General features: G+C 59.0%; 17 protein-coding genes, 1 tRNA gene and 1 pseudogene. All 19 read right to left on the bottom strand.

The features are described from left to right. Window positions 1–573: pseudogene (locus tag M5B99_RS23390) on the bottom strand (type VI secretion protein VasK); the annotation flags it as partial. Between the two features lie 243 nt (window positions 574–816). Then, window positions 817–2049 carry a hypothetical protein gene (locus tag M5B99_RS23385; protein ID WP_248806287.1) on the bottom strand — a complete coding sequence of 411 codons (1233 nt, stop codon included), beginning with the start codon at window positions 2047–2049 and terminating at the stop codon, window positions 817–819. 3 nt (window positions 2050–2052) lie between these two features. Further along, on the bottom strand, window positions 2053–2316 hold the full coding sequence (locus M5B99_RS23380; protein ID WP_248806286.1) for a PAAR domain-containing protein: 264 nt from the start codon (window positions 2314–2316) through the stop codon (window positions 2053–2055). Then, on the bottom strand, window positions 2313–3188 hold the full coding sequence (locus tag M5B99_RS23375; RefSeq protein WP_248806285.1) for a hypothetical protein: 876 nt from the start codon (window positions 3186–3188) through the stop codon (window positions 2313–2315). The genes M5B99_RS23380 and M5B99_RS23375 overlap by 4 nt, the downstream gene beginning before the upstream one ends. Window position 3189: 1 nt before the next feature. Next, a complete protein-coding gene (locus M5B99_RS23370; RefSeq protein WP_248806284.1) occupies window positions 3190–4239 on the bottom strand; it encodes a hypothetical protein in 1050 nt (349 codons plus the stop codon). A 1-nt stretch (window position 4240) separates the two neighbouring features. Continuing rightward, window positions 4241–5707, bottom strand: coding sequence for a hypothetical protein (locus tag M5B99_RS23365; protein WP_248806283.1), 1467 nt, complete (start codon window positions 5705–5707; stop codon window positions 4241–4243). Window positions 5708–5796: 89 nt separating this feature from the next. Then, complete coding sequence (locus M5B99_RS23360; protein WP_248806282.1) at window positions 5797–6228, bottom strand: hypothetical protein; 432 nt, start codon at window positions 6226–6228, stop codon at window positions 5797–5799. Window positions 6229–6236: 8 nt separating this feature from the next. Next, window positions 6237–9191 (bottom strand): type VI secretion system Vgr family protein, encoded by a 2955-nt coding sequence (locus M5B99_RS23355; protein WP_248806281.1) that lies wholly within the window; start codon window positions 9189–9191, stop codon window positions 6237–6239. A gap of 2 nt (window positions 9192–9193) precedes the next feature. Then, window positions 9194–11860 carry a type VI secretion system ATPase TssH gene (gene tssH, locus M5B99_RS23350; RefSeq protein ID WP_248806280.1) on the bottom strand — a complete coding sequence of 889 codons (2667 nt, stop codon included), beginning with the start codon at window positions 11858–11860 and terminating at the stop codon, window positions 9194–9196. Between the two features lie 156 nt (window positions 11861–12016). Further along, window positions 12017–12508: an Hcp family type VI secretion system effector gene (locus M5B99_RS23345; protein ID WP_248806279.1), complete on the bottom strand. Its 492-nt coding sequence runs from the start codon at window positions 12506–12508 to the stop codon at window positions 12017–12019. Window positions 12509–12530: 22 nt separating this feature from the next. After that, window positions 12531–14267, bottom strand: a complete 1737-nt coding sequence (locus M5B99_RS23340; protein ID WP_248806278.1) for an OmpA family protein — start codon at window positions 14265–14267, stop codon at window positions 12531–12533. Further along, window positions 14267–14950 (bottom strand): type VI secretion system protein TssL, short form, encoded by a 684-nt coding sequence (tssL, locus tag M5B99_RS23335; protein WP_248806277.1) that lies wholly within the window; start codon window positions 14948–14950, stop codon window positions 14267–14269. The genes M5B99_RS23340 and tssL overlap by 1 nt, the downstream gene beginning before the upstream one ends. After that, window positions 14947–16302, bottom strand: coding sequence for a type VI secretion system baseplate subunit TssK (gene tssK / locus M5B99_RS23330; RefSeq protein WP_248806276.1), 1356 nt, complete (start codon window positions 16300–16302; stop codon window positions 14947–14949). The genes tssL and tssK overlap by 4 nt, the downstream gene beginning before the upstream one ends. A 23-nt stretch (window positions 16303–16325) precedes the next feature. Next, window positions 16326–17864, bottom strand: a complete 1539-nt coding sequence (gene tssC / locus M5B99_RS23325; protein WP_248806275.1) for a type VI secretion system contractile sheath large subunit — start codon at window positions 17862–17864, stop codon at window positions 16326–16328. Between the two features lie 33 nt (window positions 17865–17897). Next, window positions 17898–18401, bottom strand: coding sequence for a type VI secretion system contractile sheath small subunit (gene tssB, locus M5B99_RS23320; protein WP_248806274.1), 504 nt, complete (start codon window positions 18399–18401; stop codon window positions 17898–17900). Window positions 18402–18990: 589 nt separating this feature from the next. Continuing rightward, a tRNA-Asn gene (locus M5B99_RS23315) sits at window positions 18991–19066 on the bottom strand. A 33-nt stretch (window positions 19067–19099) separates the two neighbouring features. Further along, window positions 19100–19852 (bottom strand): DNA-binding domain-containing protein, encoded by a 753-nt coding sequence (locus M5B99_RS23310; RefSeq protein WP_248806273.1) that lies wholly within the window; start codon window positions 19850–19852, stop codon window positions 19100–19102. Then, window positions 19849–20694: a DUF692 domain-containing protein gene (locus tag M5B99_RS23305; RefSeq protein WP_248806272.1), complete on the bottom strand. Its 846-nt coding sequence runs from the start codon at window positions 20692–20694 to the stop codon at window positions 19849–19851. The genes M5B99_RS23310 and M5B99_RS23305 overlap by 4 nt, the downstream gene beginning before the upstream one ends. 287 nt (window positions 20695–20981) lie before the next feature. Continuing rightward, on the bottom strand, window positions 20982–21248 hold the full coding sequence (locus M5B99_RS23300) for a hypothetical protein (RefSeq protein WP_248806271.1): 267 nt from the start codon (window positions 21246–21248) through the stop codon (window positions 20982–20984). Window positions 21249–21270 lie beyond the last annotated feature (22 nt).

Here is a 21270-nt window from a genome sequence, read left to right as displayed (position 1 = left end):
GGTGGTCTGCATCTGGGCGATTCCGGCGTGGCGCAAGGGCGCCAATAAACGCCCCAGGGCCGTTTCCAGCACCGCTTCGGTGAAGGGCGTGCCCAGTAAGCAGCCGACTGGCTGAGCCTCGCGCTTGGCCTGCGACCATTCACTGGCGCAGACCTGCCACAGGTGCAACGGTAACTCCCAGTTCAGCTCACGGGCCAGGGCCTGCAGGCGACGCACGCCAGTGCGCATCGCGGCGGCATCGCTGCTCTGCTCCTTGTCCAGCGCCCAGACCACCCCGTCCAGGGCGCGCCAGCGGCTCAGGCCGCGCCACTGGGCAAACACGCCCCCTTCCCGTTCGGCCCGCACGCTGCCGCCCCAGAGCAGGACCGTATCCTGGCCCTCCAGCCACTGCTGTTTGGCCAAGGCCGGCGCCATGGCCTCGATGTGTGCCGGTTCACCGACCACCAATAGCAAGCGGATCCTGCGACGCCAGAATGAGCCGTAGCGCTGGTGGAGGTGAGCACGCAGCTTTTCCCATACGTGGGCTTCGCCCTTTGCAGGCGCGGAAGTCGGCGTACTCAGGTCGTTCCCCATAAGGTGCCGATACGACAAGCCGCCTACCTTACGTCTCACTAATTGGAAGCCAGCCACCACTGCCAGCACCATAAAGGTGAAACCCGCGGTCACCAGCCACCCGGTAGCTTGCTCATCTCGACCCAACCGCATGCCTGGCACTGCAGGCGACCACCAAACCACTAGACATACGGACATCGCCGCCAGTAATACCAGACCGACCAACACCCACAACCACAAACGACGACTGCTCATCAGATTTCCCTAGCTCACGGAGGGCGGCATGACCACCAAGCACCACAGCCGCAAATCGGCGGGGCTCTCTCCACTGAAAATGAAGTTCGGCTTACCCTCTCCGCGGATCGATTCCACGGCGGCAGCTATGGCCACCCACGGTGCCGCGCACCCTGGATGACCCAGGGAGCCCCCCAAGTCATGCAAACCTTGTTTATGCTCAAGCGGCATCGGAGTTTCGCTAAGTGCCATGGTGATGGCCGTCATGCGGGTCAAGTCGGCCCCCACTGCCCAGACGTGCCCAATGGACGATGCTTGCACCGGCACCCAGTCCAGGGCTTGGCGCGTGGCGCGGAGCAAGCCCTCGGGGGTTGGCTCGCGCTCCTGCTCAGGCCGATGCAGATAAGCCATCGGTTCCAGCATGGTTTGCGTCAGGCGATTACCAAACAACAAACCCACGACAGCTTCGGCAGTGCCTTGCCCTTCAGAAGGAGCGAGCTGAAACGCCACCACCAGCAACAACGCCTGATCGTGGATGCGCTCATCCAGCCAGGCATCCACCACCGATAGTCCACTACCTTCGACCCGCGTGACCTTCTGGCGGATGCCGGACTCGGCCCAGACTGCTTGCCACAGTTCGCTCAGCACGTTCTCGGCGACACCGCTGTTCATCTCCAACAACAGAGCCAGAGGCCTGTCCTGCGCAAGCGTCTCCAATACCTTGCCGATCTCGCTCAACACTTGCAGCAACACCCGCCGCAGCAACGTGTCTGGCAATTCGCCCTGTTCATGCGGCAAACGGCTGTGACGGATCCCCTCTTCACTGGCCTGCCAGGCAGCTTGAACATTCAAGGCCTTCGTGCCGTTTTGCAAAGCATCCCGTTGAGTTTCAGCGTTCTCGACACCCCGCTCACGCAATGCGGTATGCAGACTGACCGCCAGCACTTGCTGCGAACGACGCCCCCGACGCATTTTCTGAATCAGGTCCGCCTCGCGCTCGTCATTCCAACCAGCAGCCACACTCGAGTCGCCGAGATACGCCGTCACACGTACAACGCTCAGTGCGCACCAGATCAGAAACGGTATTCCCAGCGCGATCAGCCAAAACTGATTCGACTGATGAGTAAAGGTGTCGCCCGCCAACCACAGAGTCAGGCCCAGGCCCGATAGCAACAGCACGGCCAGCAAAAGCAGCCAACGCCACGCACGCGGCGCGGATGGGGCCACCATGAGAGGGGGGATCTTGTCCAATTTGACCGACATGAGTCAGCTCGCTGTCGCATTGGGCAAGGACGAAATCAGCACGCAGCCACAGGCGCATAGATGTCCTTGAAAGGCAACGGGTATACCGTTGTCGCGGAAAGTCGGATGCCCCTCGGCAATCAGCGTCCTGCCATGTCCACGCCTTGGGCAATTGACCGGATCCCCCTGCCGGGCCACGCCAATACCGCCAAAGCGCATCGCCGTAGAACCCGATAACACCGTACCGACACCGCTGGTGGTGTCGCCAATGCGAATAATCCCCTTCATTCGGGTTCCCCCGACAGGGCTGTGATACAGGCTCCGTCCCGGCTAATGAACTGCGCTTCGCGCTCAGGCCAGGTGTACAGCTCGTCCGGTTGGCCTTTTGGGAAAAAACCTTGCTCCGGGACATCGATGAATTCACCTGGCACTCGGCGGATCAGCGTCCAGCCGGTTTCGACCCACTGGCTTTCCTTCCAGTCGTAAGCGCGCTTGCCGGTATCGGGATGTACCCAAGTACTACGCCTGACACCACGCCAGACTTTCTTCCCGCCCTCAGTCCACTCAGTGGGATACAGAAGATGGGCTCCTGCAAAATCCACATCCGGCAAATAAATACCGATTTGTTTTGGGCGTTCGTCTTTCTCTATATGCACACTTGGGTCCAGCACATATCGAGGAATGCGCCGGGGCAATTCGGATACTTGATACAAACTACCTTGTCCGTTGTAGGTCAAGTCTCTCTCACCCCACCCCCCGGTAGTGTTCCCCAGCCGGTCATCCAGTTTGGTAGCCCGGTCACCCGTTAGCGAGATACGCTGTTGCTCTTCCTCGGTCATCCAGCCACCCCAAAACTCACGGATGCCACGATTATTCTCGCGCATGGCATAACCTGCTTTGAAGGCCAACGGGTCACTATCAATACGCTGGATATACGCTTTGATATAAAAAGCCCGATCAGGTCGAATATTGGGTAGCACACAGTTCCCCCAGACCACATCGCCTTGTTGCCACTGCGGCTTGTTGCACTGCTGGGGGTCCAGCTGCGTTTGAACGCGGGCATCGATCCATTCGATAACTGCATCGCGAGTGGCAGCGAAGTGTTCAGGAGAGCTGAAGGTTTCCAGCAGATAACATTCCAACGGATGCAGAACGGCCATTTCAACGCTCCTTGTTGGGTTCAATGCACGAGCCGCCATCGGCACGCTCGATCAGCGTCCACCTCACCGACTGTTCATCCTTGTGCGGTAAATGCTGACCTTGTTGCAGATTGAGATACTCAAAACCTTGGCGGCCGAAAGTTGACCACTTGCCGCTATGTGCTGCAGGTTCTCCCGACTGAGCCGTGATAAAGGTTCCGTCCCGATTAATGAACTGCGCTTCGCGCTCGGGCCAGGTGTACAGTTCTTCCGGTTGGCCTCTGGGGAAAAAGCCTTGCTCCGGGACGTCGATGAATTCGCCTTCCACTCGGCGGATCAGCGTCCAGCCGGTTTCGACCCACTGGCTTTCAGTCCAGTTGTAGGCACGCTTGCCGGTTGTCTCACAGACATAATCGCTACGTTTGACACCCTGATAACCCTCGATCCCCCCCTCGAATTCGGTGGGATACAGTAAACGCGCGGCCACAAAATCGACATCTGGTAAATAGATACCAATCTGCTTGGCGCCCTCGTCTTTCTCTATGCGCACACTTGGGTCCAGCACATATCGAGGAATGCGTCGGGGCAATTCAGACACTTGATATAGACCACCCTGTCCGTTATAGGTCAAGGATCCTTCGCGCCAGCCCCCAGTAGTGTTCCCCAGTCGGTCATCCAGTTTGGTAGCCCGGTCACCCGTTAGCGAGATACGCTGTTGCTCTTCCTCGGTCATCCAGCCATCCCAAAACTCACGGATGCCACGATTATTCTCGCGCATGGCATAACCTGCTTTGAAGGCCAACGGGTCACTATTAATACGCTGGATATACGCCTTGATATAAAAAGCCCGATCAGGTCGAATATTGGGTAGCACACAGTTCCCCCAGACCAAATCGCCTTGTTGCCACTGCGGCTTGTTGCGCTGACGGGGGTCTAGTTGCGTTTGAATGCGGGCATAAGCTGCCTCGTGGGCATCGATCCATTCAATAATTGCATCGCGAGTGGCAGCGAAGTGTTCAGGGGAGCTGAAGGTTTCCAGGAGGTAACATTCCAGCGGGTGTAGAACGGCCATTTCAAAGTTCCTTGTTGATTTTGGGCATACGCCATTGATGGGTCAGATCAGGCAGGCCCAAATAGGGCTTGAGCGGGTCGAGGTCAGAGATGCCGATGCCATCGTCATAGCCCCAGCCAGTTTTTTGCCGAGCGCTGACGAATTTAGGATCGAGATCATCCGGGTTCAGCACTATCTGCTGGCGACCTCCTTGCAACTTGTAGCTTTCGTCAGGTTTGAACGTCTGGGTTCCCGCACTGCCTTCCCAAACCTTTAGCGTCTGGTTTTTCGGCACGGTATAGATGAGGTATTCGCCGTTCTCGTTCCAGTGCTTCCACACCGCGAACTCACGCCGCCATTGGCTTTTCGACTTCAGTGCACTGAACTCGGCCTCACGCATCCAGCAAATACTATTGTCGTAGGACCTGTGGTCCACCACCCGGTATAGGCGCTCGCCCGGCGAAACCCGGCTTGCGCGCAAAGATTCATCGAAAGTGTTGAATGCCCCCTTCAACGCTGGATGCTTGGAAGTCGCACTGATATCCGGCCAACCGTTAGAAATATCTTTCAAGGCATTTGGCGGAAATTCTTCCAAAGCCGAATATTTCGTCTTTGTGGTCCTATCCACCCAATCCGGCTGTTTCTGTTTAAACAGCTCCAGTTCCGCGGCATCGCGTTGCCCCAGCACATGGTTATTGTTCCCCGGTCGCGCCCTGTAGGCGTTATCGCCCTCCACCCGCAGGCGGTTAGCCAGGGTGTCCAGATATTCCTGGGCATGGTTCAGGGCCTTTTTCAGCTCGGCAGGCGCCTTGACGGATACTCGCTCGATAATCCCCCATAGCGCTTCCACCGGAGCCTTCAGCGACACCGGCCCCCACCCGATGACGGTGTCCATCAATTTGCGGGTGGTATCCATCAAGGTCTTGAAGGCGTCCAGTAACAGATCCACGCTCAACAGGCTCTTCAGCCCCTCCATTTGTTCCGCCAGATACTGGTAGACATTGTGGATCTTCATGCGAGCCAGCGTCTTGCGCACGGGCTCCATATCCAGATAGCGCTTTAGCAGGATCATTCCCTGCTCGATCGCCGCGCTATCGCGTTCCTTGGATTTCAGGGCAGTGTGAAAACGGCGGCGCGTCGCCTGGATCATGACCTTGAAGCAGCCCTTGACCAGTGAACCCAGGACCGGAACGGCACCGAGTAGGGTCAACACCATGGCAACCCAGGCCCAGGTATCGCTGCTGTCCTCGTTGATCTTGCGACAGTTGGCGATGAAGTCGCGTATGTCACAGAGCTGATCCACCAACGGGATCATCGAAATGACCGTTCCGGTGACTACCTGCGCGGTGCTGGGGTTTTCATGGAAGTCGCCTTGCAGGGTTTCCCAAAGCCATACGCCGCTGGCCTCGACCCGCGCTTGGGCACCCGCAAACCAGCCCGGTGGAGCGGGTTGGTAGAACGCCAAGGCGTTCTGGAGGTCTTCATTCATGGGTAGTCCATCACAACGTTCAATGAAAGGGTTATGCCGTTACAGGCGGGCCAATATTTCCCTGATCGATCAGAAAAGTGCATACGCAATCAGCCCTCCGTCTTCTGACGAACATCAACTTTATAAAGACTGATGACTTTCAATATTTCAGAGACGAATAAAATAAAAATCATCATGAATGCCTGCTTCAGCTGAAAAAGACTGATCATCCAAGGAATGAAGGACAACGAAGGCACGGAAAAACACAAACGAAATGGAACCTGCACATAGGCAACAAAACGCGCCCACGGGTGCTGTTTAAAGAGCATCCACATCGTCATGTGAATTGAAACCGTCAGTAACATGGAACCGACAAAAAACAACGTCAGCAAATTTTCTCCAAACTGCAGATTTACTTGCGCAAATGAAAGCACATCGTCATACAGCGGAATCCGTCCACGACTAAGATTCAAATACAAAAAACCCAGCACATATAAAAAATCCATCACACCCCAAAACAAAAACACAAACTTCTTATTCATGAACACTCTCATTCCTCGACTTCGAATACTTTATTGGCGATGACGGGCTTCCAGTACCATGAGCTGCCGCTAATCGCCCATTGATCATCACCTTCGAGGTACTGCTGCCGTATACGCCGGGTTTCGCCATATGTATGCGTCATGGAGGTTTGCAACAATGACAACGGCGCATCTTCGGGAAGTGGCTGCCACTCCTGTATGACATCCCTCATGGTATTTTTCAGGTCCCTGCCATCACTGCCAAACACCCGCCCTTGATCCCCCATGGAGGTAACCCGGTTGAGCAATCCGATGGCTAAATTAGCCATCCCCAGATAATCATATTCCTGGGTTACCCAGACGCCTGGCCCTGACGCCTGCGTCGGGTATTGCACTGTTGACGGCTGCGCCTCCATCAACAAAACATAAGAAGGCCAGGGTTGATCGGGCTCAGGCTCAGGAAGTTGGTACTGCACACGCGCCGGACTTTCAGGAACCACTCTGTGTAGAGCGTGACCTTGCTCGTCCAGATGGCCTTGCAGTACTTGGCCGTTATCGAAGGTCAGGACATAAGGCACGCCTGCAATGGGTTGTGCCATTGCATCAAAAAAATTCAGCAGAAGTCGGTTAGGCTCGTCACCCAAAGGCTCGGCCATGGGAACAGGCGCTGTTTTCAACCTGGCCGCAGTCTGTATATAGTCAAAATGAGGTGACTTGATCTCAACTTCACCCGGTGAGCCGATCTCGATGCGATAGGGGTCGAGGGTTATATAGTTGCTGCCGGAATTTAGGGTGATTTTCTTTTTCGCGGTGATTCGAATTTCATCCTCGGTACTGCTGATATCCAGACCCTGCCGGGCCAGTAATTCCATACGGTCGTTCTGCGCCTGGATCGACACTGCGCCCTGATTGGCAATGAACTTCATCCCCAGCTTTTGTGCGAACAGACCAATGGCATGGCCGGCAGCCACGGTAAAGCGCTTCAATACACTGAAGTCGGTATTGTTGTTTACGGCAGAGAAGGTCTGGCCAGCCGCCAGTTGCAAATGCTCCGGTGTCACCAGGGCCATACCGGCAGGAGCGGAGACCAGAAAACCCGCTTCCTTCAATTGCCCCAGCACCCCCTTCAGGTGCTCCGGCACCGCACTGTCCGCTTCTAGAGCCCCTGTCGCTGCAGCATTACGGGCCAATCCCTGCACGCGCTGGAGTGCCTCTTCCAATTGCGCCAGGGCCTCACGCATGCTGAGCATTTCGCCCTGCGCTTTCGACTGTTTGTCAGCGCTAATGAAAATGCCGCTACCACCCCGGATGGCGGCATGACCGTCCGTGCGCAGTTCAGCGCCCTCGCCACGCTTTTGCTTCTCGGCATCCACCAAATGCCCCAAGTTGAGCTGGCTCTTGCCGGCGTATTCGGTGCTGAGTTTGACGTGCTCCTGGCCGCGCCGATCTTCCATGCGCAGCTTGTTGTTGGCCGGGGTGCGCAACACGTTGCGGGTGTAGTTGCGCTTGCCCAGGGTCACGTGATCCGGGTGTCGACTGTCGTGCAGGGCATGGGCGATATAGGGCCGGTCCGGGTCGCCCTGCTCGAAGGCCACCGCCACTTCGGTGCCGGGAATCAGCGGCAGGTGCAGGCCATGGATGTCGCCGGCGTAAGGCCGCGCCAACCGCAACCACAGACTTTCCTGCCCGGGCTTCCAGCTGTCACGATCAAACAGGAAGTTGACCTTGTAGCGCCCTTCCAGATCGATATGCCCGTAGGGATCGTTGGCCTGCGGGCTGGTGACACGGGCCGGGACGGTGCCGGCCATTTTCGGCTTGTCTAGTAACGGCGGACGGAAGCACACCGTTTCCGAGTAGGGAATCGCCTCGAAGGTGGCTTCCAAGCTGCTATCACGCGCGGCGCGGGTGGTCAATTGGATGATCACCGCTCTTGAAGCGAAGGCCCGCGGCGCGCCGCCGGTGATGTTGAGCTGTTGGCCGGGCGCCAGGGTGGCGCTGCTGCTGGCGCCACTGAGTTGGGTCTGACCATTGAGGTAACGTTCATGACGCAGACGCGCATAGAAGTAGCCGCTTTCGCTTTGCAGGTCTTCGTCCTGGAGAATCGGGTCGCCAAGGACCCGGTAGGGTTCAGCGTAGAGATAGGCCTCGCCGTAGGTGGTCTTGGCCCCTCGCGTCTGGTCCACCTCACCGTCAAGCCAGGCGCTGGCGTCGCGGTGGTGGTAGGTGCGAATATTGACGTGCCGCTCCACCACCTGATGGCTCGATTGCAGTTTCCACACGCCATCCTGCCCAGTGCTGCCCAGTCCGGATTGCGGACGATACGGCAGCTCGACAGGGGGCTTGGCGTAGTGACGCTGGTCGTCATGGAATTCGACGACATCGATACTCAGGCGTTCGTCACTGGTAAAGCGATACCAGATACCGACCTCGGCCAGCAGCCGGGCGATAAAGGCCAGGTCGCTTTCGTCGTACTGCATGACCTGTTCACGCTTGGGGTAGTCGCGCACCAGCTTGAAGAGAAAATCCTGGCCCTCGAAGTCGTGGCGACCGCGCAAAATACTCTCGACGATTTCCGGCACCGACTGGTGCTGGTAAATACGGAACTGTTTGCCTCGACCGAGCAGCGCCAGACGCGGCTCCAGGGTGACTTCGTAGCAGGCCTGGTCGTTGGAACTGGACAAACGCTTGAAAGCGGTGATCACGCCGTACAACAGCCGCAGCGGTTTGACCTCCGGCGTGGACAGGCCGGGCAACGCCACGGGTAGCTTGTGCGGTGCGGTGTGCAGGCTGAAACGGGCATCCTGGCCGAGCATCTGTTCGGCGGCGATATCACCGTCGGTGCTGGTGAGCTCCACCCTGTATTTGAATGGCCGACTCAGGCCTTCCTCGCCCTCGAAGGCCAGCACATCGAGCACGGCGCCGACATTACGGACCCAGAGTTTATGGCGGCTGTGGTCGAAGAAAGTGCGCAGTTCGTTAAGCATGGTCAAGCCTCCATGACCACCACTTGTGCCGCGTCCTCTACGTCAGTGAAATGCAGGGTGATGCCTTCAGCCTCGCTGTAACCCAGGGTCACACCCTGGGTTTTGCGCTGGGCCGCCTGGCGTTGCAGCAACTGTTGGCTGAGCACCGGCAGGATCTGCTGATTGAGCAGGCTGTCGATATTGCGCGCGCCGCTGTCGGGTAACAGGCAGGCGGCAACCAGGGCATCGTTGAGGCCCACGTCGACTTGACAGTCCAGGCCGTAGTGGCGCTGCAAGCGCTGGGTGACCTGGGCGAGCTTGATCGCAACAATGCGCTTGAGGGCGTCGGCTTGCAGCGGGCGGTAGATCAGGGTCTGGAAGCGCGCCAGCAGGGCCGGCTGGAAGTGCTCGCGCAGAATCGGTCGCAGTAACTCCTGCAGGGTGTCGTCCGGCGCGTCAGGGTGCTCGTGCAGGCAGGCTTGCAGTTCATCGCTGCCAAGATTGGAAGTCATGACAATGACCGTGTTGCGGAAGTCGATTTCACGCCCTTCGCCGTCGCGCATAAAGCCGCGATCAAACACCTGGTAAAACAGGTTGAGTACGTCGCGATGGGCCTTTTCCACTTCGTCGAGCAGCACCACGCTGTAGGGCCGTTGCCGTACCGCTTCGGTCAGCACACCGCCCTGGCCATAACCGACGTAGCCCGGCGGCGAGCCTTTGAGTTGACTGACCGTGTGGGCTTCCTGGTACTCGGAGAAGTTGAGGGTGATCAGCGACTTCTCGCCACCGAACAGGCTGTCGGCCAGGGCCAGGGCGGTTTCGGTCTTGCCGATACCGCTGCTGCCTACCAGCAGAAACACCCCCAGCGGGGCCTTTTCGTCCGTCAGCCCGGTCTTGGCGGCGCGCAGGCGCTGGGCCAGGGCGTTCAGCGCAGGGCTCTGACCGATGACGCGCTCACCCAATTGCTGCTCCAGCGCCAGCAGGTTGGCGTGTTCGTCCTTGAGCAGGCTGCCCAGCGGCACACCGGTCCAGTCGGCCACCACTTCGGCCACGCTGCAGGCGTCGACGTCGAGGGACAGCAGCGGTTGCGAGCCTTGAATCTGGACCCGTTGTTGTTGCAACGAGGCACAGGCGTCCAGCTGCACAGGTTCGGCCTGGCGAGCGTCGAGCAGTTGCCGTATCAGGTCGAGTTCGGACCGGTATTGCTGCTCCAGTTCGCGTTGCTGGTCATGCAGCTCGGCCTGCTGCACGGCAATCGTCACCAAACGCTCTTCAGCGCCGCTGCCGCCAAGCTGCTGATCCTCTTCCAGGGTCTTGCGTTCCAACTCCAGGGCGGTCTGCCGGGCCTTGAGCCGGAGCAACGCCTGGGGTTCGCAATCGAGGCTCATGCGCACCCGGGCGCTGGCGGTGTCGAGCAGGTCGACGGCCTTGTCCGGCAACTGCCGACCCGTCAGGTAGCGCCGCGACAAGCTCACCGCGGCCTGAATCGCCGCATCCTGGATATGCACGCCATGATGGCTGGCATAGCGTGCCTTGAGACCGCGCAACATGAGACTCGCGTTGACGTCGTCCGGCTCGTCGACCTTGATGATCTGGAAGCGCCGCTCCAACGCGGCATCGCGTTCGAAGTACTGTTTGTACTCGCTCCAGGTGGTGGCGGCGATGGTACGCAACTCGCCGCGAGCCAGGGCCGGCTTGAGCAGATTCGCCGCGTCGGCACCGCCCGCCTGATTGCCGGCACCAATCAGCGTATGGGCTTCGTCGATGAACAGCAGTACCGGTTTTTCTGACTGCTGCACGGCGTCGATCAGGTTTTTCAGGCGTTGTTCAAATTCGCCTTTGACGCCGGCACCCGCTTGCAGCAGGCCCAGGTCGAGGCTGCGTACGCTGACCGACTTGAGGCTGTCGGGAACGTTGCCCTCGGCGATGCGCAACGCCAGGCCTTCAACCAGGGCGGTCTTGCCCACCCCGGGTTCACCCACCAGGATCGGGTTGTTCTTGCGTCGACGGCTGAGGATATCGATCACCTGGCGGATTTCATCGTCACGCCCGAAAACCGGGTCAATCTGCCCTTCCCCGGCCTTGGCGGTCAGGTCCTGGGTGAACCTTTCCAGCACGGCTTGCGAAGCCTCGTGCCTGGGTCGGCTGGCGGGGGGCGTGGCGATTTCGTCCGTAGATACTTCTGTTCGATCGTGGTCGATGTCCCGCTGCACCTGGGGACGCTCTTCGGAAGTTTGATCGAGCAGCGCAAACAGATTCCGCAACTGAACCTGACTGAGACTGAGTAGCGGCCATGCGGCTTCGCACGTCAGTAGACCGGGGGTTTCCATCAACGCGCCGAGCAAGTGTGCCGAACGCAGGTGGTCGTTGTTGTCATCCAGCGATGCGCGCAACCAGGCGTTCCTGATCAGCTGCTGCAACTTGTCGCACAGCTGCGGCTTGCCCTGCACACTGCGCGGCAGGTTGTCGAGATGGTTGAGCAGCCCGCACCAGAGCGCGTCCATATCCCAGTCGTAGCGGCGTGCGATAACGGTCAGGTCGCCCTCGCCCTGCCCCAGCAGTTTGAGCAGCCAGTGCTCGATGCTGATCCGGGCATGGACCCGGCTTTGGCACAACGAAGCCGCCGCGCTCAATGCCTGAGCGCAGTAGGGATTGAGGCGGCGAAGCAAACGGGTGGAACTCTGTGCCATGCGGATGCGTCCTTGTTCTGGATTTTCGGCGGGGTTTGGCTGGGCAAGCGATGAGAGCTTGAAACTCGATGTGCATGGCTGGGCGCCCGCGAACGGACGCTCAACCCTGGATACCGGGAGCCGGCAGACCGAAGCCTGTCTGCCGGCCTTCTCGCGTCAGGCGCTCTGGCGCTCGCTCCAGGCGTCCGAGTGAATGATGTTGCCGTCCTTGTAGGTCCAGGTGATCTTCTCGTAACGCAGTTCGATCTCCTCCAGGTGGTTGTGCTTCTCCTTGTCCGGGTCCTTGACGTCGTGCATTTTCGGCGCGACTTTCACGACCTTCACATTTTCCAGCTTGGCAATGAAGTACTCGACTTCCTGCCCGGCATCGTCGATGCGGTACCACTTGAACTCGGCGCTATTAAGGGTCTGTCCGGAGGTCACTGCCTTGTACAGGTAGGGACTGGAGGCATCGATTTCCTTGGAGAACAGAAACGGGGCATGAACCCGCGCACCGGTCAACTTGCCGGTGTTGTTGTCGGTGGGGATGTACAAGCTGTGCTCCTGGGCGAGCACTTCGATACTGCCCTCGCGCTTTTGCACATCCACTGAACCTTTGATGTGATTGCCGCCGTCATCTGTCAGCCACAGGTAAATAGGAATGGCCATGTGAAGCTCCTTGTCTCGAAAATTAACTGCCGCCGAATGCGACAGGGGGTTGCCTGTCCGGCCCCGCGATGGGCAACGCACAGGCCCCCACCTCCGGTACCAGACGGATATCGACGCGACGGTTGGCCGCGCGCCCGACTTCGGTGTCATTACTCGCGATCGGCTGACTGGCGCCAAAACCCTGAACCGCAAAACAGCTGTCGGGGAGATCGCCCATGCGTTGCATCCAGTCGTGTACCGCCGCCGCCCTGGCACGTGACAGCTTGAGATTGTGTTCGGCGTTGCCCGTGGCATCGGTATGCCCGGCGATGACTATCAGCCAGCCTGGCTGGGCCTTGATGTCGACCAGCGCATTGATCAGGACCTTGATCGAGTCCGGCTTGAGCTCGGCGCTCCCGGCACCGAAGAGCGACAGGCTGTCCAGGCGCACCGGATTGGGGACCTGCGCCGGTCTTTGCGCGAGCGGCGGCGGCCGGTGATTGGCAATCGCCGCCAACACCGGCGCCCGCAGGTGTTCGCCGCGATACAGCCCCAGGCCCAGCATCATGGGTTCGCCGTGGCGGTAGTAGTGGTCCAGGCGTTGGGCATCCTGATGGAGCACGCTCATCGCCTGTTCACGCAGGGCGAATTCGGGCTGGCTACGATGTTCCAACAGGGAAATGGAGGAGTAGCGACGCAGGTCATCACTGACCTGGCGGGCCAGCAAGGTGTTCTGCCAGGCCGAGCTGGCCAGGGCGACCATAGCCGCCAGCGCGAACAGCCACAGCGCCAACACGCTCGCGCGTTTTGTCGAGGAATGCCGGACCTGCGTCGGGAATACCGTCAGCAATGGATCCGGGAAGGGTAACGCCCTATCCGCATCAGACCGCGCCTGGCGGGTGTCCACCAGCGCGACCCTGTCGCGCAGCCATTGCTGCCACAGGTTACCCGCCACCGCCTGGGGCAGCGCCGGGACCAGGGTAAAGGCGCAGGCCACCGGCGGACTGACGGCACGACCGGCGTCATGAACCGCGTAGTACGGGAGGACCTTTTCCGCCAGCCAACTCGCCGCACTGCTCAGTTGAATACTGGTCTGCAAACGGGCGCCGCGCGCTGCGGTGCTGGCGGCCTGCCGTTGCCAAGCGGCCAGGCTGACGCACGCACCGGCCTCGCGCACGCAAGGGCGGGGCTGGCCCGCCTCCCAACTGAACCATGGCCCTTCGCCCCGCGACGCTTGCAGGTAGCTCACCAACAGCAGCGGCAACGCCATGCCGCGCTTGCGAATGATCGTCAGTTGGTAACAGAAGGTGCGTACCTTGGCGGCCAGTACCGCGTCGTCGGTGTGCTCAACCGGATTGGTGACAAACATGACGCTGAGCTGCCCGCCCCAGTCCGCCCGCAATGCCAGCAAACCCGTAGTCACCGTCGTCAACTGCGCAAGGTCCGGTACCCGCACATAGCAACCGTGCTCGGTGACGCGCAGGGCCAGTCGCTCAGTCGCGATCGCGCCAAACAGACCCGCCAGCCCATCACCACAAACCAGGACCACGGGCTTGCGGTAGGACGCCGGCGGCAGGGACATGTTGTCGGCCAGAACCAGTGATTCACTCTGACGCGCTGCACGCCGGCCCGCCCGGATCCAGGCCACGGCGACCAGGCACACAAGGGTCAGTGCCGCCATCGCCCGTGTCCCGCCGGCCAGCGGAAGGGCCGCCAGCAGCGTCAGAACCAAGGTCCCGGCCCATAGCCAAAGGGTTCGTATCAGCTTGAGAGTCATCATCACGCCTGGCCAGACAACAGCGTGGCAATCAGACCACCCAACCAGTGGTCCAACCCCCGCCAGACACCGACAAGCAACAGCCCCACCAGAAAGAAATGCGCCAGAGGGGATCGCCACCCACGCAGGGGGTTCAACTCTTGGCGAACATTCGCCTGGGTCGTGAACCCGTGGTTGAGTGCCAAGGGAGGAACCCGTGCCGTCAGCGCCTCCAGCAATTGCTCACGCTCAGGGTCGTTCACATCGCGATAACGGCCCTGGAAGCCCAGCATCAAGACCCGTTGGAATACCGTCAGCACCCACGGATCGGGCGCGGGCTCGCGCAGTACTTCGCGCAGGTCTTCATACAAAAACTCTCCCGCCTGGTGATGACCGAAGAACTTCGCCTGCAGGGGCTCGCTGGCCCAACTTGAGTGGACGTCACCCGCGGTACAGCCGAGCACGGTTTCATCCAGCAAGGCGCATTGAGCGTGGCTGATGTGGTCGATACCGCGAGGGCCAAGGTCGGCCTGTTCGAGCTGTTGCCGAACGTGCTCGATCTGCTCCACGCAAAGCGCCCAGAGAGCCTCGCCGTCCTGCGCCTTGCTGTCCTGGCGCAACTCAACCACCAGCAGGTAGCTGTCCTGCAACAGCGCGTCGATATCCACCGCCGGGGTGGTCTGTTTCCTGGATGCGATCAGATTCATGTGCGCAGCACCGCGAATAGTTCAAGCTTCACGTCGGCCAGCGTGCTCGGCACGTAGAAGGCACAAACGGCTCCGTCCAACATGGCCTGGCCCTTGGGATGACTGAGGTCGAGAGCGAAGTACTGGTTCTCCAGACGCAATGGAATAGCCGCGGGTACATGGCTGAGCGACTGCAACGGGACACCGTCGAGGGCAGCGTTGATCAACTGATTGACCTCGTCCGGCGTACCCACTTTGCATAGGCGCGGAAACTGCTTCTGCAGTTGCGCGGCAGGCATCCGGCAACGCACCGACAGATAGAAATCGGCGCCGTCAGGCTCACGCAAGCGAGCATCGTCGAGACTCACCTGCCAACGGTTGGCACCCTTCTCCTCCAGTACGAGGGCAACGACCCGCGACGGCAGACTGGCTTCCAGCAAGGTCGAGATCATGCGCATCAAAGGTGGAAACACGTTTCCCAGGTGCTCGTGCCGATAGGCGGGAATCTTGTCGAGATCGTGTTCCAGTGAAAAAGTCAGCAGGCTCCCGGCCAACTTGACCAGTTCCAGATACACCTGCTCGGGGTGGCGCGCCGGGTATGCCTTGAGATCAGCCAACACCGGCTGATAGGTATTCAACGCATTGAGCAACCAGAACAACGACACATCGGCCACGGCAAAGTCAGCCATGCGCTGGTTGCTCTCGCGACGCATGCCCATCAATCGTTGACGCTTGGCGGACAACTGGGTCAACAGATTGTCCAGCTGTGTCAGCAATCCTGAATGAGCGGCGAAGTTGAGCAGCGGCGGCACATAGGTTGAATCCAGCCCCCAGGCCCCCTGCCCATCGCGTACCAGACGCGCGACCGGGCAGGTCAGGTAATCAGCGTTGTCGTCGCTCTCCAGCCGCAGGCTCAAGGCGTGCTCCAGCACGCCAATCGACTGCACCTCGTCTGCGTAGATGTCCTGTACCTGGCGCCAATCCTGGCGATAACGCGTCGGCCGTTCAGCCGTGCCCGCGTCAAACAGACAGTTGTTGCCGTTGGCCTGCTCCAATGGCAAGGCCAGAAGCAGGGTGGCGTCCTGGGCGTTATCGGACAGCAGTCGGGACAACTCCAACGCCGGCGGCAGTCGATCCACCTGTTCGCTATCGATCAAGGTGCCATCAGGCATGCGCAAACGCAGTTGGGTAGCCTTGAGCTTACCCAGGCTCAAGGCCTGCGGGTCAAATGCCACTGCCTGGACACCCCAAGGGTGTACCCAGGACAGATGAGCAAGATGTTGGTTGGCCCAGGCTTCCCAGCGCGCCTGCTGTTGGAATTGCTGCGGAGACAGCAGAACCCCCGCAGCCCACAAGGGGCGGTCGATCTTCATGACATCGTTTCCCTACGAGTAAATCAGGCTTTCGCTTTGGGCATCTGCGAAACCAACGACAGATTGACGTCCATGCCTTCAACCTGGAAATGCGGTACGGCGTACAATTTGACGCGGAAGAAACCGGGGTTGTCCTCGATGTCCTCGACGCTCACCTTCGCATCGCGCAACGGGTGTGAAGCCTGCAAGTCGTCGCCCGGATCGGTCATTTCAGTCACCAACCCACCGACCCACTTGTTCAACTCCAGTTCCAGCACACGCCGGTCCTTGGTGGTTCCGATGTTTTCGCGCTGAATCAGCTTCAGGTAATGGGCAATGCGCGACAGTAGAAAGATATACGGCAAACGCGCATTGATTCGGCTGTTGGCGGTGGCATCGGCAGTGTCATACAGCGCCGGCTTCTGGGTGGAGTTGGCGGAAAAGAAACAGGCGTAATCCCGGTTCTTGTAGTACGACAGGGGAATAAAACCGAGATTGGCAAATTCAAATTCGCGGGTCTCCGGAATCATCACCTCGGAGGGGATTTTTACCTGGTTACCCGTGCCGAGGTCGTATAAGTGAATCGGCAAATCGGTGACCGCGCCGCCTGACTGTGGCCCACGAATCTGCACGCACCAGCCGTTGGTGACAAAGCTCTTCACCATGTTTATCGCGAAGGCAAACGAGGCGTTGGTCCAAAGGTACTTGCCGTGATCAGGTCCCTTGACGCTCTCGATGTAGTTGAAACTGCGCACCGGGATGGTATCCGGGCCATAGGGCAAACGTCCCAGGACGCGCGGCAGAACCAGGCCGATGTAACGGGCATCGTCACTGTCGCGGAAGGCTTTCCACTTGAGGTACTCGGCGCGGTCAAAATAGTTGCCGATGTCCTTGATCGCGGCTACGTCCTCCATCGACTCCTTGCCAAAAAAAGCAGGGCCAACGGCGCCGATAAAAGGCATGTGTGCTGCCGCCGACACTTTTGAAATGTTGCGCAGCAAGGCAATATCCTGCGGACCACGATCAAACTCGTAGTTGGAAATGGCCGCTGCAATCGGCTCCCCACCCGGGGTGTCGTACTCCTGGGTATAAGTGTGCAAATAGAGGCCGCTCTGGGCTATTTCCGGAGCATCTTCGAAATCTTGTACCAGATGATCTTTACTGATATCCAAGAGTTCGATACGAACGTTCTGACGAAAGTCGGTCTGATCAATCAACGACTTTACGCCGCGCCAGGTTGACTCGACTCGTTGGAAATCCGAATGGTGCATCACGGCATCCAGTTGACGACTGATCTGCGCATCCAACGACGCGATATGCTCGTCCAACAGCGTCCGATCCAGGCGCTCGACTTTCTGCGACGACTGTTTGAGCAGCCTCAGGAACACGCTGACGGCGGCCGTCACTCGCTCATCGGCGGAAGCATCGGATAATGCCTCGGTATTTTGAAAAGCATCAATACTGCCCAACTCCGCAATCGGGCTGAGGTTGATCTTGTTGAACAGGGTGGTGTAAACGCTTTGTTTTTCTTCAGACAGCACTACAGCGCCGCCAGATTGTGCGGATGAATGTTCTACGGACATAAAGGAACTACCTATGAAGCGAACCGGAGGAAATTAACGACCTTCTTGTGGTGCCAGCGCGGCCAGTTCGGCGCGCAGTTCGTCACTCAGCGCATCATCCTTGAGGATGCGCTCCAATTCATGACGAAAGGTCACGTTATCCAACAGGTTCGACTTGAGATCGCGCAGCAGGTTGCGCATCGCCAGCAGCGCACGCAGCTGCGGTATCTGCCGCGCCACCTGCTCAGGCTCGAAATCCTTCATATTCTTGAAATTCAACACGACAGCGGTGTCGGTATCGTCGTCAACCAAAGTGTCTTGCACCGTCAGATTCAGGTGCGGAGAAAATCCCCCAAGGACGCTGTCGAAGTTGTTCTTGTTGATATCGACCTTGCTTCTTTCAGACAGCGGTCGCTGTTCCCTGCCGTTGCTGTAGTCGCCCATCAGCATTAACTTCAGCGGCAACTCCACCTTTTTCTGCGCACCGCCGGTATGCAGATCGAGCTTGATATTGACTCGAGCCTTCGGCACTTCATTCTGAAAACTATTTGCAGCCATATCCCCCCCAGAGGTCCTTCTTCTCAACAGCTAATGCCATCACAAAAAATAAAGCAAGATTGGAATTTACAACTGTAGTCACTCACAAAGCCTTGTCGACCAAATCCACAGAAAATAAACATTTTTAAATATTTTTACGTTTCTTACATGAGATATGTGTTCATCTCATGGATCCAATAGTGAATTATCTCAAGCGACTGTGCCACCCTCCTCAGCACATAAAGCAAAAGCCCACTCGATTCAGCGAAACGGACTACAACCATCTACCGATAGATGTCCTTGAATTGAGGAAAATCGAACCATTATTCGATTCTCCTGCACCCTTGGGAGGACAGATATCAATGACAGATTCTTGCGTGCCAACTGAAGGGCACTCATGCAGAAATAGCGCCTACGGTGCAGGCCTACAACTTGAAAAGGGTTATCAAAGGCGCTGGGAGCGCAAAAGCTGATGGCATTGCCGGATTGGGAGGTCGCTGTTTATTTGATGTCAGAAACGCAAATGCCCCGACAAGTCGGGGCATTTGTTTTTAGCCTGGGCAGACCGTGTTTTTACACGACCTGATCACTGCAGGCTTTTTCTTCTATCTGGCTCCACAACCTGGACTCGAACCAGGGACCCAGTGATTAACAGTCACTTGCTCTACCAACTGAGCTATTGCGGAATGGCATGTATGTTACTGATATAAAAAGAGAAGTCAAGCTTTGTATAAGTCAGCGCCGACGATCAGTTCGCCGGCCAGCCAGTTGGCAAGCAGCGCTCCGGCCTTGGCAATGCCGCTGGTTTCACCGAGGCGTTCGACGAGCCATTCGCAGAGTCCGGAAAAACTGCCGTTCTCCTGCAAGTGCAGCAGCGCCTGGTGTTCCAGCATTTCGACGGGGCGCAGGCGCACCGTCAACTGCCGACGCCAGACCAGCAGGCCCGCCGCCTCGGCCAGACGCTCAGGCGCGGGCGGCGGCAGCCCTTCGCTGAGGGCCGACCAGATCGATTCGGCGTTGCTGCTCAGGGCATGACTCCTGAGGGATGGCGCAAGCCTCAGGCAGGCCGTCTCCCAATCGACGCCCGCCAGCGCTTCCACGGACAGCGGCTCGGCATCGGCGGCCACGAACGACTCGTCGAGTGCCCGCTCGATCCAGGCCAGCTCGTGCACCTCGGGGTTATCGGGAAACCGCCTTGCCAGGGTCTGGTCGAACCCTTGCGGATAGGCATCCAGGGTCCAGGCATGGGGCGGGCACTGATCGATATGGGTAACGGCCGCCGCAAAAAAAGCCTCGGTGCCGATCCAGGCACGGACCTGGGGAAACGCCTCTTCAAGGCATCCCAGCAACTGTGTGCGGTAGTTGTTCTGATAGACGGACAACCCGGCCTTGGCACCAAGGTTGGCAGCCGTTTCCGCCGAGGCACTGACCAGCCAGTTGCGCAGCTCACGCTGCCATTGCCCCAGGTTCATAGCCCACTCCGCGTGCAGGCCCGTCCATCGAGACCGCCGAGGGTCCGGGCTATCGTCAGCTCCTTGAGCAGATCGGCCAGCGGCGGGATCCGCTCGTCGCGCTCGATCATCGTCGCCAGCGGGCCGAAGCGGGCCATCGCCAAGGTGTATAACGCCCAGACCTCGGCACAGACCGGGCTGTCATGGGTATCGATCAGCAGTTCCTTGCCCTGGCTGTGGCCGGCCAGGTGGATCTGGCGCACCCGGTCAGCCGGCAGACCATCGAGAAACGCCAGGGCATCGAAGCGGTGATTGCTCGCACTGACAAAGAGGTTGTTGACATCGAGCAGCAGCTCACAGCCGGTGCGCCTGGACATGGCCGTGATAAATTCCCACTCGCTCATCGAGGCCCCATCGAAGGCCAGGTAGCTGGAGGGATTTTCAAAGAGCATCGTGCGGCCCAGGACATCCTGGGCGCGGGAAATATTGTCGCAGACCCGATCCAGGGCCTCGTCGGTGTAGGGCACGGGCAGCAGGTCATGGGAATTGAAGTGATCGATGCGCGACCAGCTCAGGTGGTCGGACACGAACAGCGGTTCGATCTCATCGACCAGTGCCTTCAAGCGCTTCAGGTAAGCGCAGTCGAGCCCGTCCGCCGAACCGATGGACATCGAGACACCGTGCAATGCGACCGGATGACGCTCGCGGACCTGGCGCAGGATATGCCGCGGCTGACCACCGTCGACCATGAAGTTCTCCGAGATCACTTCGACAAAATCAACCGGGACCCGGGTCTCCAGGAAGTCCCGATAGTGTTCCTTGCGCAGACCCAGGCCGTAACCCGAGAAGGTGGAAGTGGACATCGCATGTACTCGGCTTGAAAGAGGAAAACCGTCTTGAAAACACCGTCTGAGCTGTAGAAGCCTGGCTTGCCTGCCAGTTGAGGAGATCTGAAGCCGGGTGCGTCCCTGTGGCGAGCGGGCTTGCCCGCGCTCGGCTGCGTAGCAGTCGTGATACCTGTGACTGCGTTCTGCCTGACACAATGAAGTCGCTGATTTCAGGGCCGCTTCGCGGCCCAGCGCGGGCAAGCCCGCTCGCCACAAAACCGTGCCTGGCTTCAGATCTCCTTAATTACCAGCAAGCCCTGGCCTTACTTCGCCTCGGTCAGGGTGCCGCCGGCCTTGAGGCACTCGCTCGGGGTCTTGACGATAACGCCCTGCCCCTTGCAACTGTTCAACCCCTTGCAGTCATTCTTGGCGGTGGCACAGAGGCTTTCGCCCTTGCAACTGTTGACGCCGTAGCAACGACCCGGCTGCTCTTTCTCGGCGGCACTGGCCGATACGGCAAACGAAGCGGACGCCAGTGCGATCAATGCGGCGGCGGTGGCAATGCTCAAACGGGATGCGGTGTTAGCCATGATATTTCTCCAGATTCAGTCA

Origin of the sequence: Pseudomonas sp. MWU13-2100 (assembly GCF_023242365.1) — a bacterium.
Taxonomy (GTDB): Bacteria; Pseudomonadota; Gammaproteobacteria; order Pseudomonadales; family Pseudomonadaceae; genus Aquipseudomonas.
The sequence above is the reverse complement of the archived record's forward strand: the minus strand, read 5'-3'. Positions and strand labels throughout refer to the sequence as shown.

What these genes read in the sequence shown, in the direction of transcription:
- tssB (WP_248806274.1), bottom strand. Translation starts at nt 18,401, where the DNA reads ATGGCTGCAAATAGTTTTCAGAATGAAGTGCCGAAGGCTCGAGTCAAT.
- M5B99_RS23360 (WP_248806282.1), bottom strand. Translation starts at nt 6,228, where the DNA reads ATGAATAAGAAGTTTGTGTTTTTGTTTTGGGGTGTGATGGATTTTTTA.
- tssH (WP_248806280.1), bottom strand. Translation starts at nt 11,860, where the DNA reads ATGGCACAGAGTTCCACCCGTTTGCTTCGCCGCCTCAATCCCTACTGC.
- tssL (WP_248806277.1), bottom strand. Translation starts at nt 14,950, where the DNA reads ATGAATCTGATCGCATCCAGGAAACAGACCACCCCGGCGGTGGATATC.
- tssK (WP_248806276.1), bottom strand. Translation starts at nt 16,302, where the DNA reads ATGAAGATCGACCGCCCCTTGTGGGCTGCGGGGGTTCTGCTGTCTCCG.
- M5B99_RS23370 (WP_248806284.1), bottom strand. Translation starts at nt 4,239, where the DNA reads ATGGCCGTTCTACACCCGCTGGAATGTTACCTCCTGGAAACCTTCAGC.
- M5B99_RS23345 (WP_248806279.1), bottom strand. Translation starts at nt 12,508, where the DNA reads ATGGCCATTCCTATTTACCTGTGGCTGACAGATGACGGCGGCAATCAC.
- M5B99_RS23385 (WP_248806287.1), bottom strand. Translation starts at nt 2,049, where the DNA reads ATGTCGGTCAAATTGGACAAGATCCCCCCTCTCATGGTGGCCCCATCC.
- M5B99_RS23305 (WP_248806272.1), bottom strand. Translation starts at nt 20,694, where the DNA reads ATGTCCACTTCCACCTTCTCGGGTTACGGCCTGGGTCTGCGCAAGGAA.
- M5B99_RS23375 (WP_248806285.1), bottom strand. Translation starts at nt 3,188, where the DNA reads ATGGCCGTTCTGCATCCGTTGGAATGTTATCTGCTGGAAACCTTCAGC.
- M5B99_RS23365 (WP_248806283.1), bottom strand. Translation starts at nt 5,707, where the DNA reads ATGAATGAAGACCTCCAGAACGCCTTGGCGTTCTACCAACCCGCTCCA.
- M5B99_RS23340 (WP_248806278.1), bottom strand. Translation starts at nt 14,267, where the DNA reads ATGATGACTCTCAAGCTGATACGAACCCTTTGGCTATGGGCCGGGACC.
- M5B99_RS23310 (WP_248806273.1), bottom strand. Translation starts at nt 19,852, where the DNA reads ATGAACCTGGGGCAATGGCAGCGTGAGCTGCGCAACTGGCTGGTCAGT.
- M5B99_RS23355 (WP_248806281.1), bottom strand. Translation starts at nt 9,191, where the DNA reads ATGCTTAACGAACTGCGCACTTTCTTCGACCACAGCCGCCATAAACTC.
- M5B99_RS23380 (WP_248806286.1), bottom strand. Translation starts at nt 2,316, where the DNA reads ATGAAGGGGATTATTCGCATTGGCGACACCACCAGCGGTGTCGGTACG.
- M5B99_RS23300 (WP_248806271.1), bottom strand. Translation starts at nt 21,248, where the DNA reads ATGGCTAACACCGCATCCCGTTTGAGCATTGCCACCGCCGCCGCATTG.
- tssC (WP_248806275.1), bottom strand. Translation starts at nt 17,864, where the DNA reads ATGTCCGTAGAACATTCATCCGCACAATCTGGCGGCGCTGTAGTGCTG.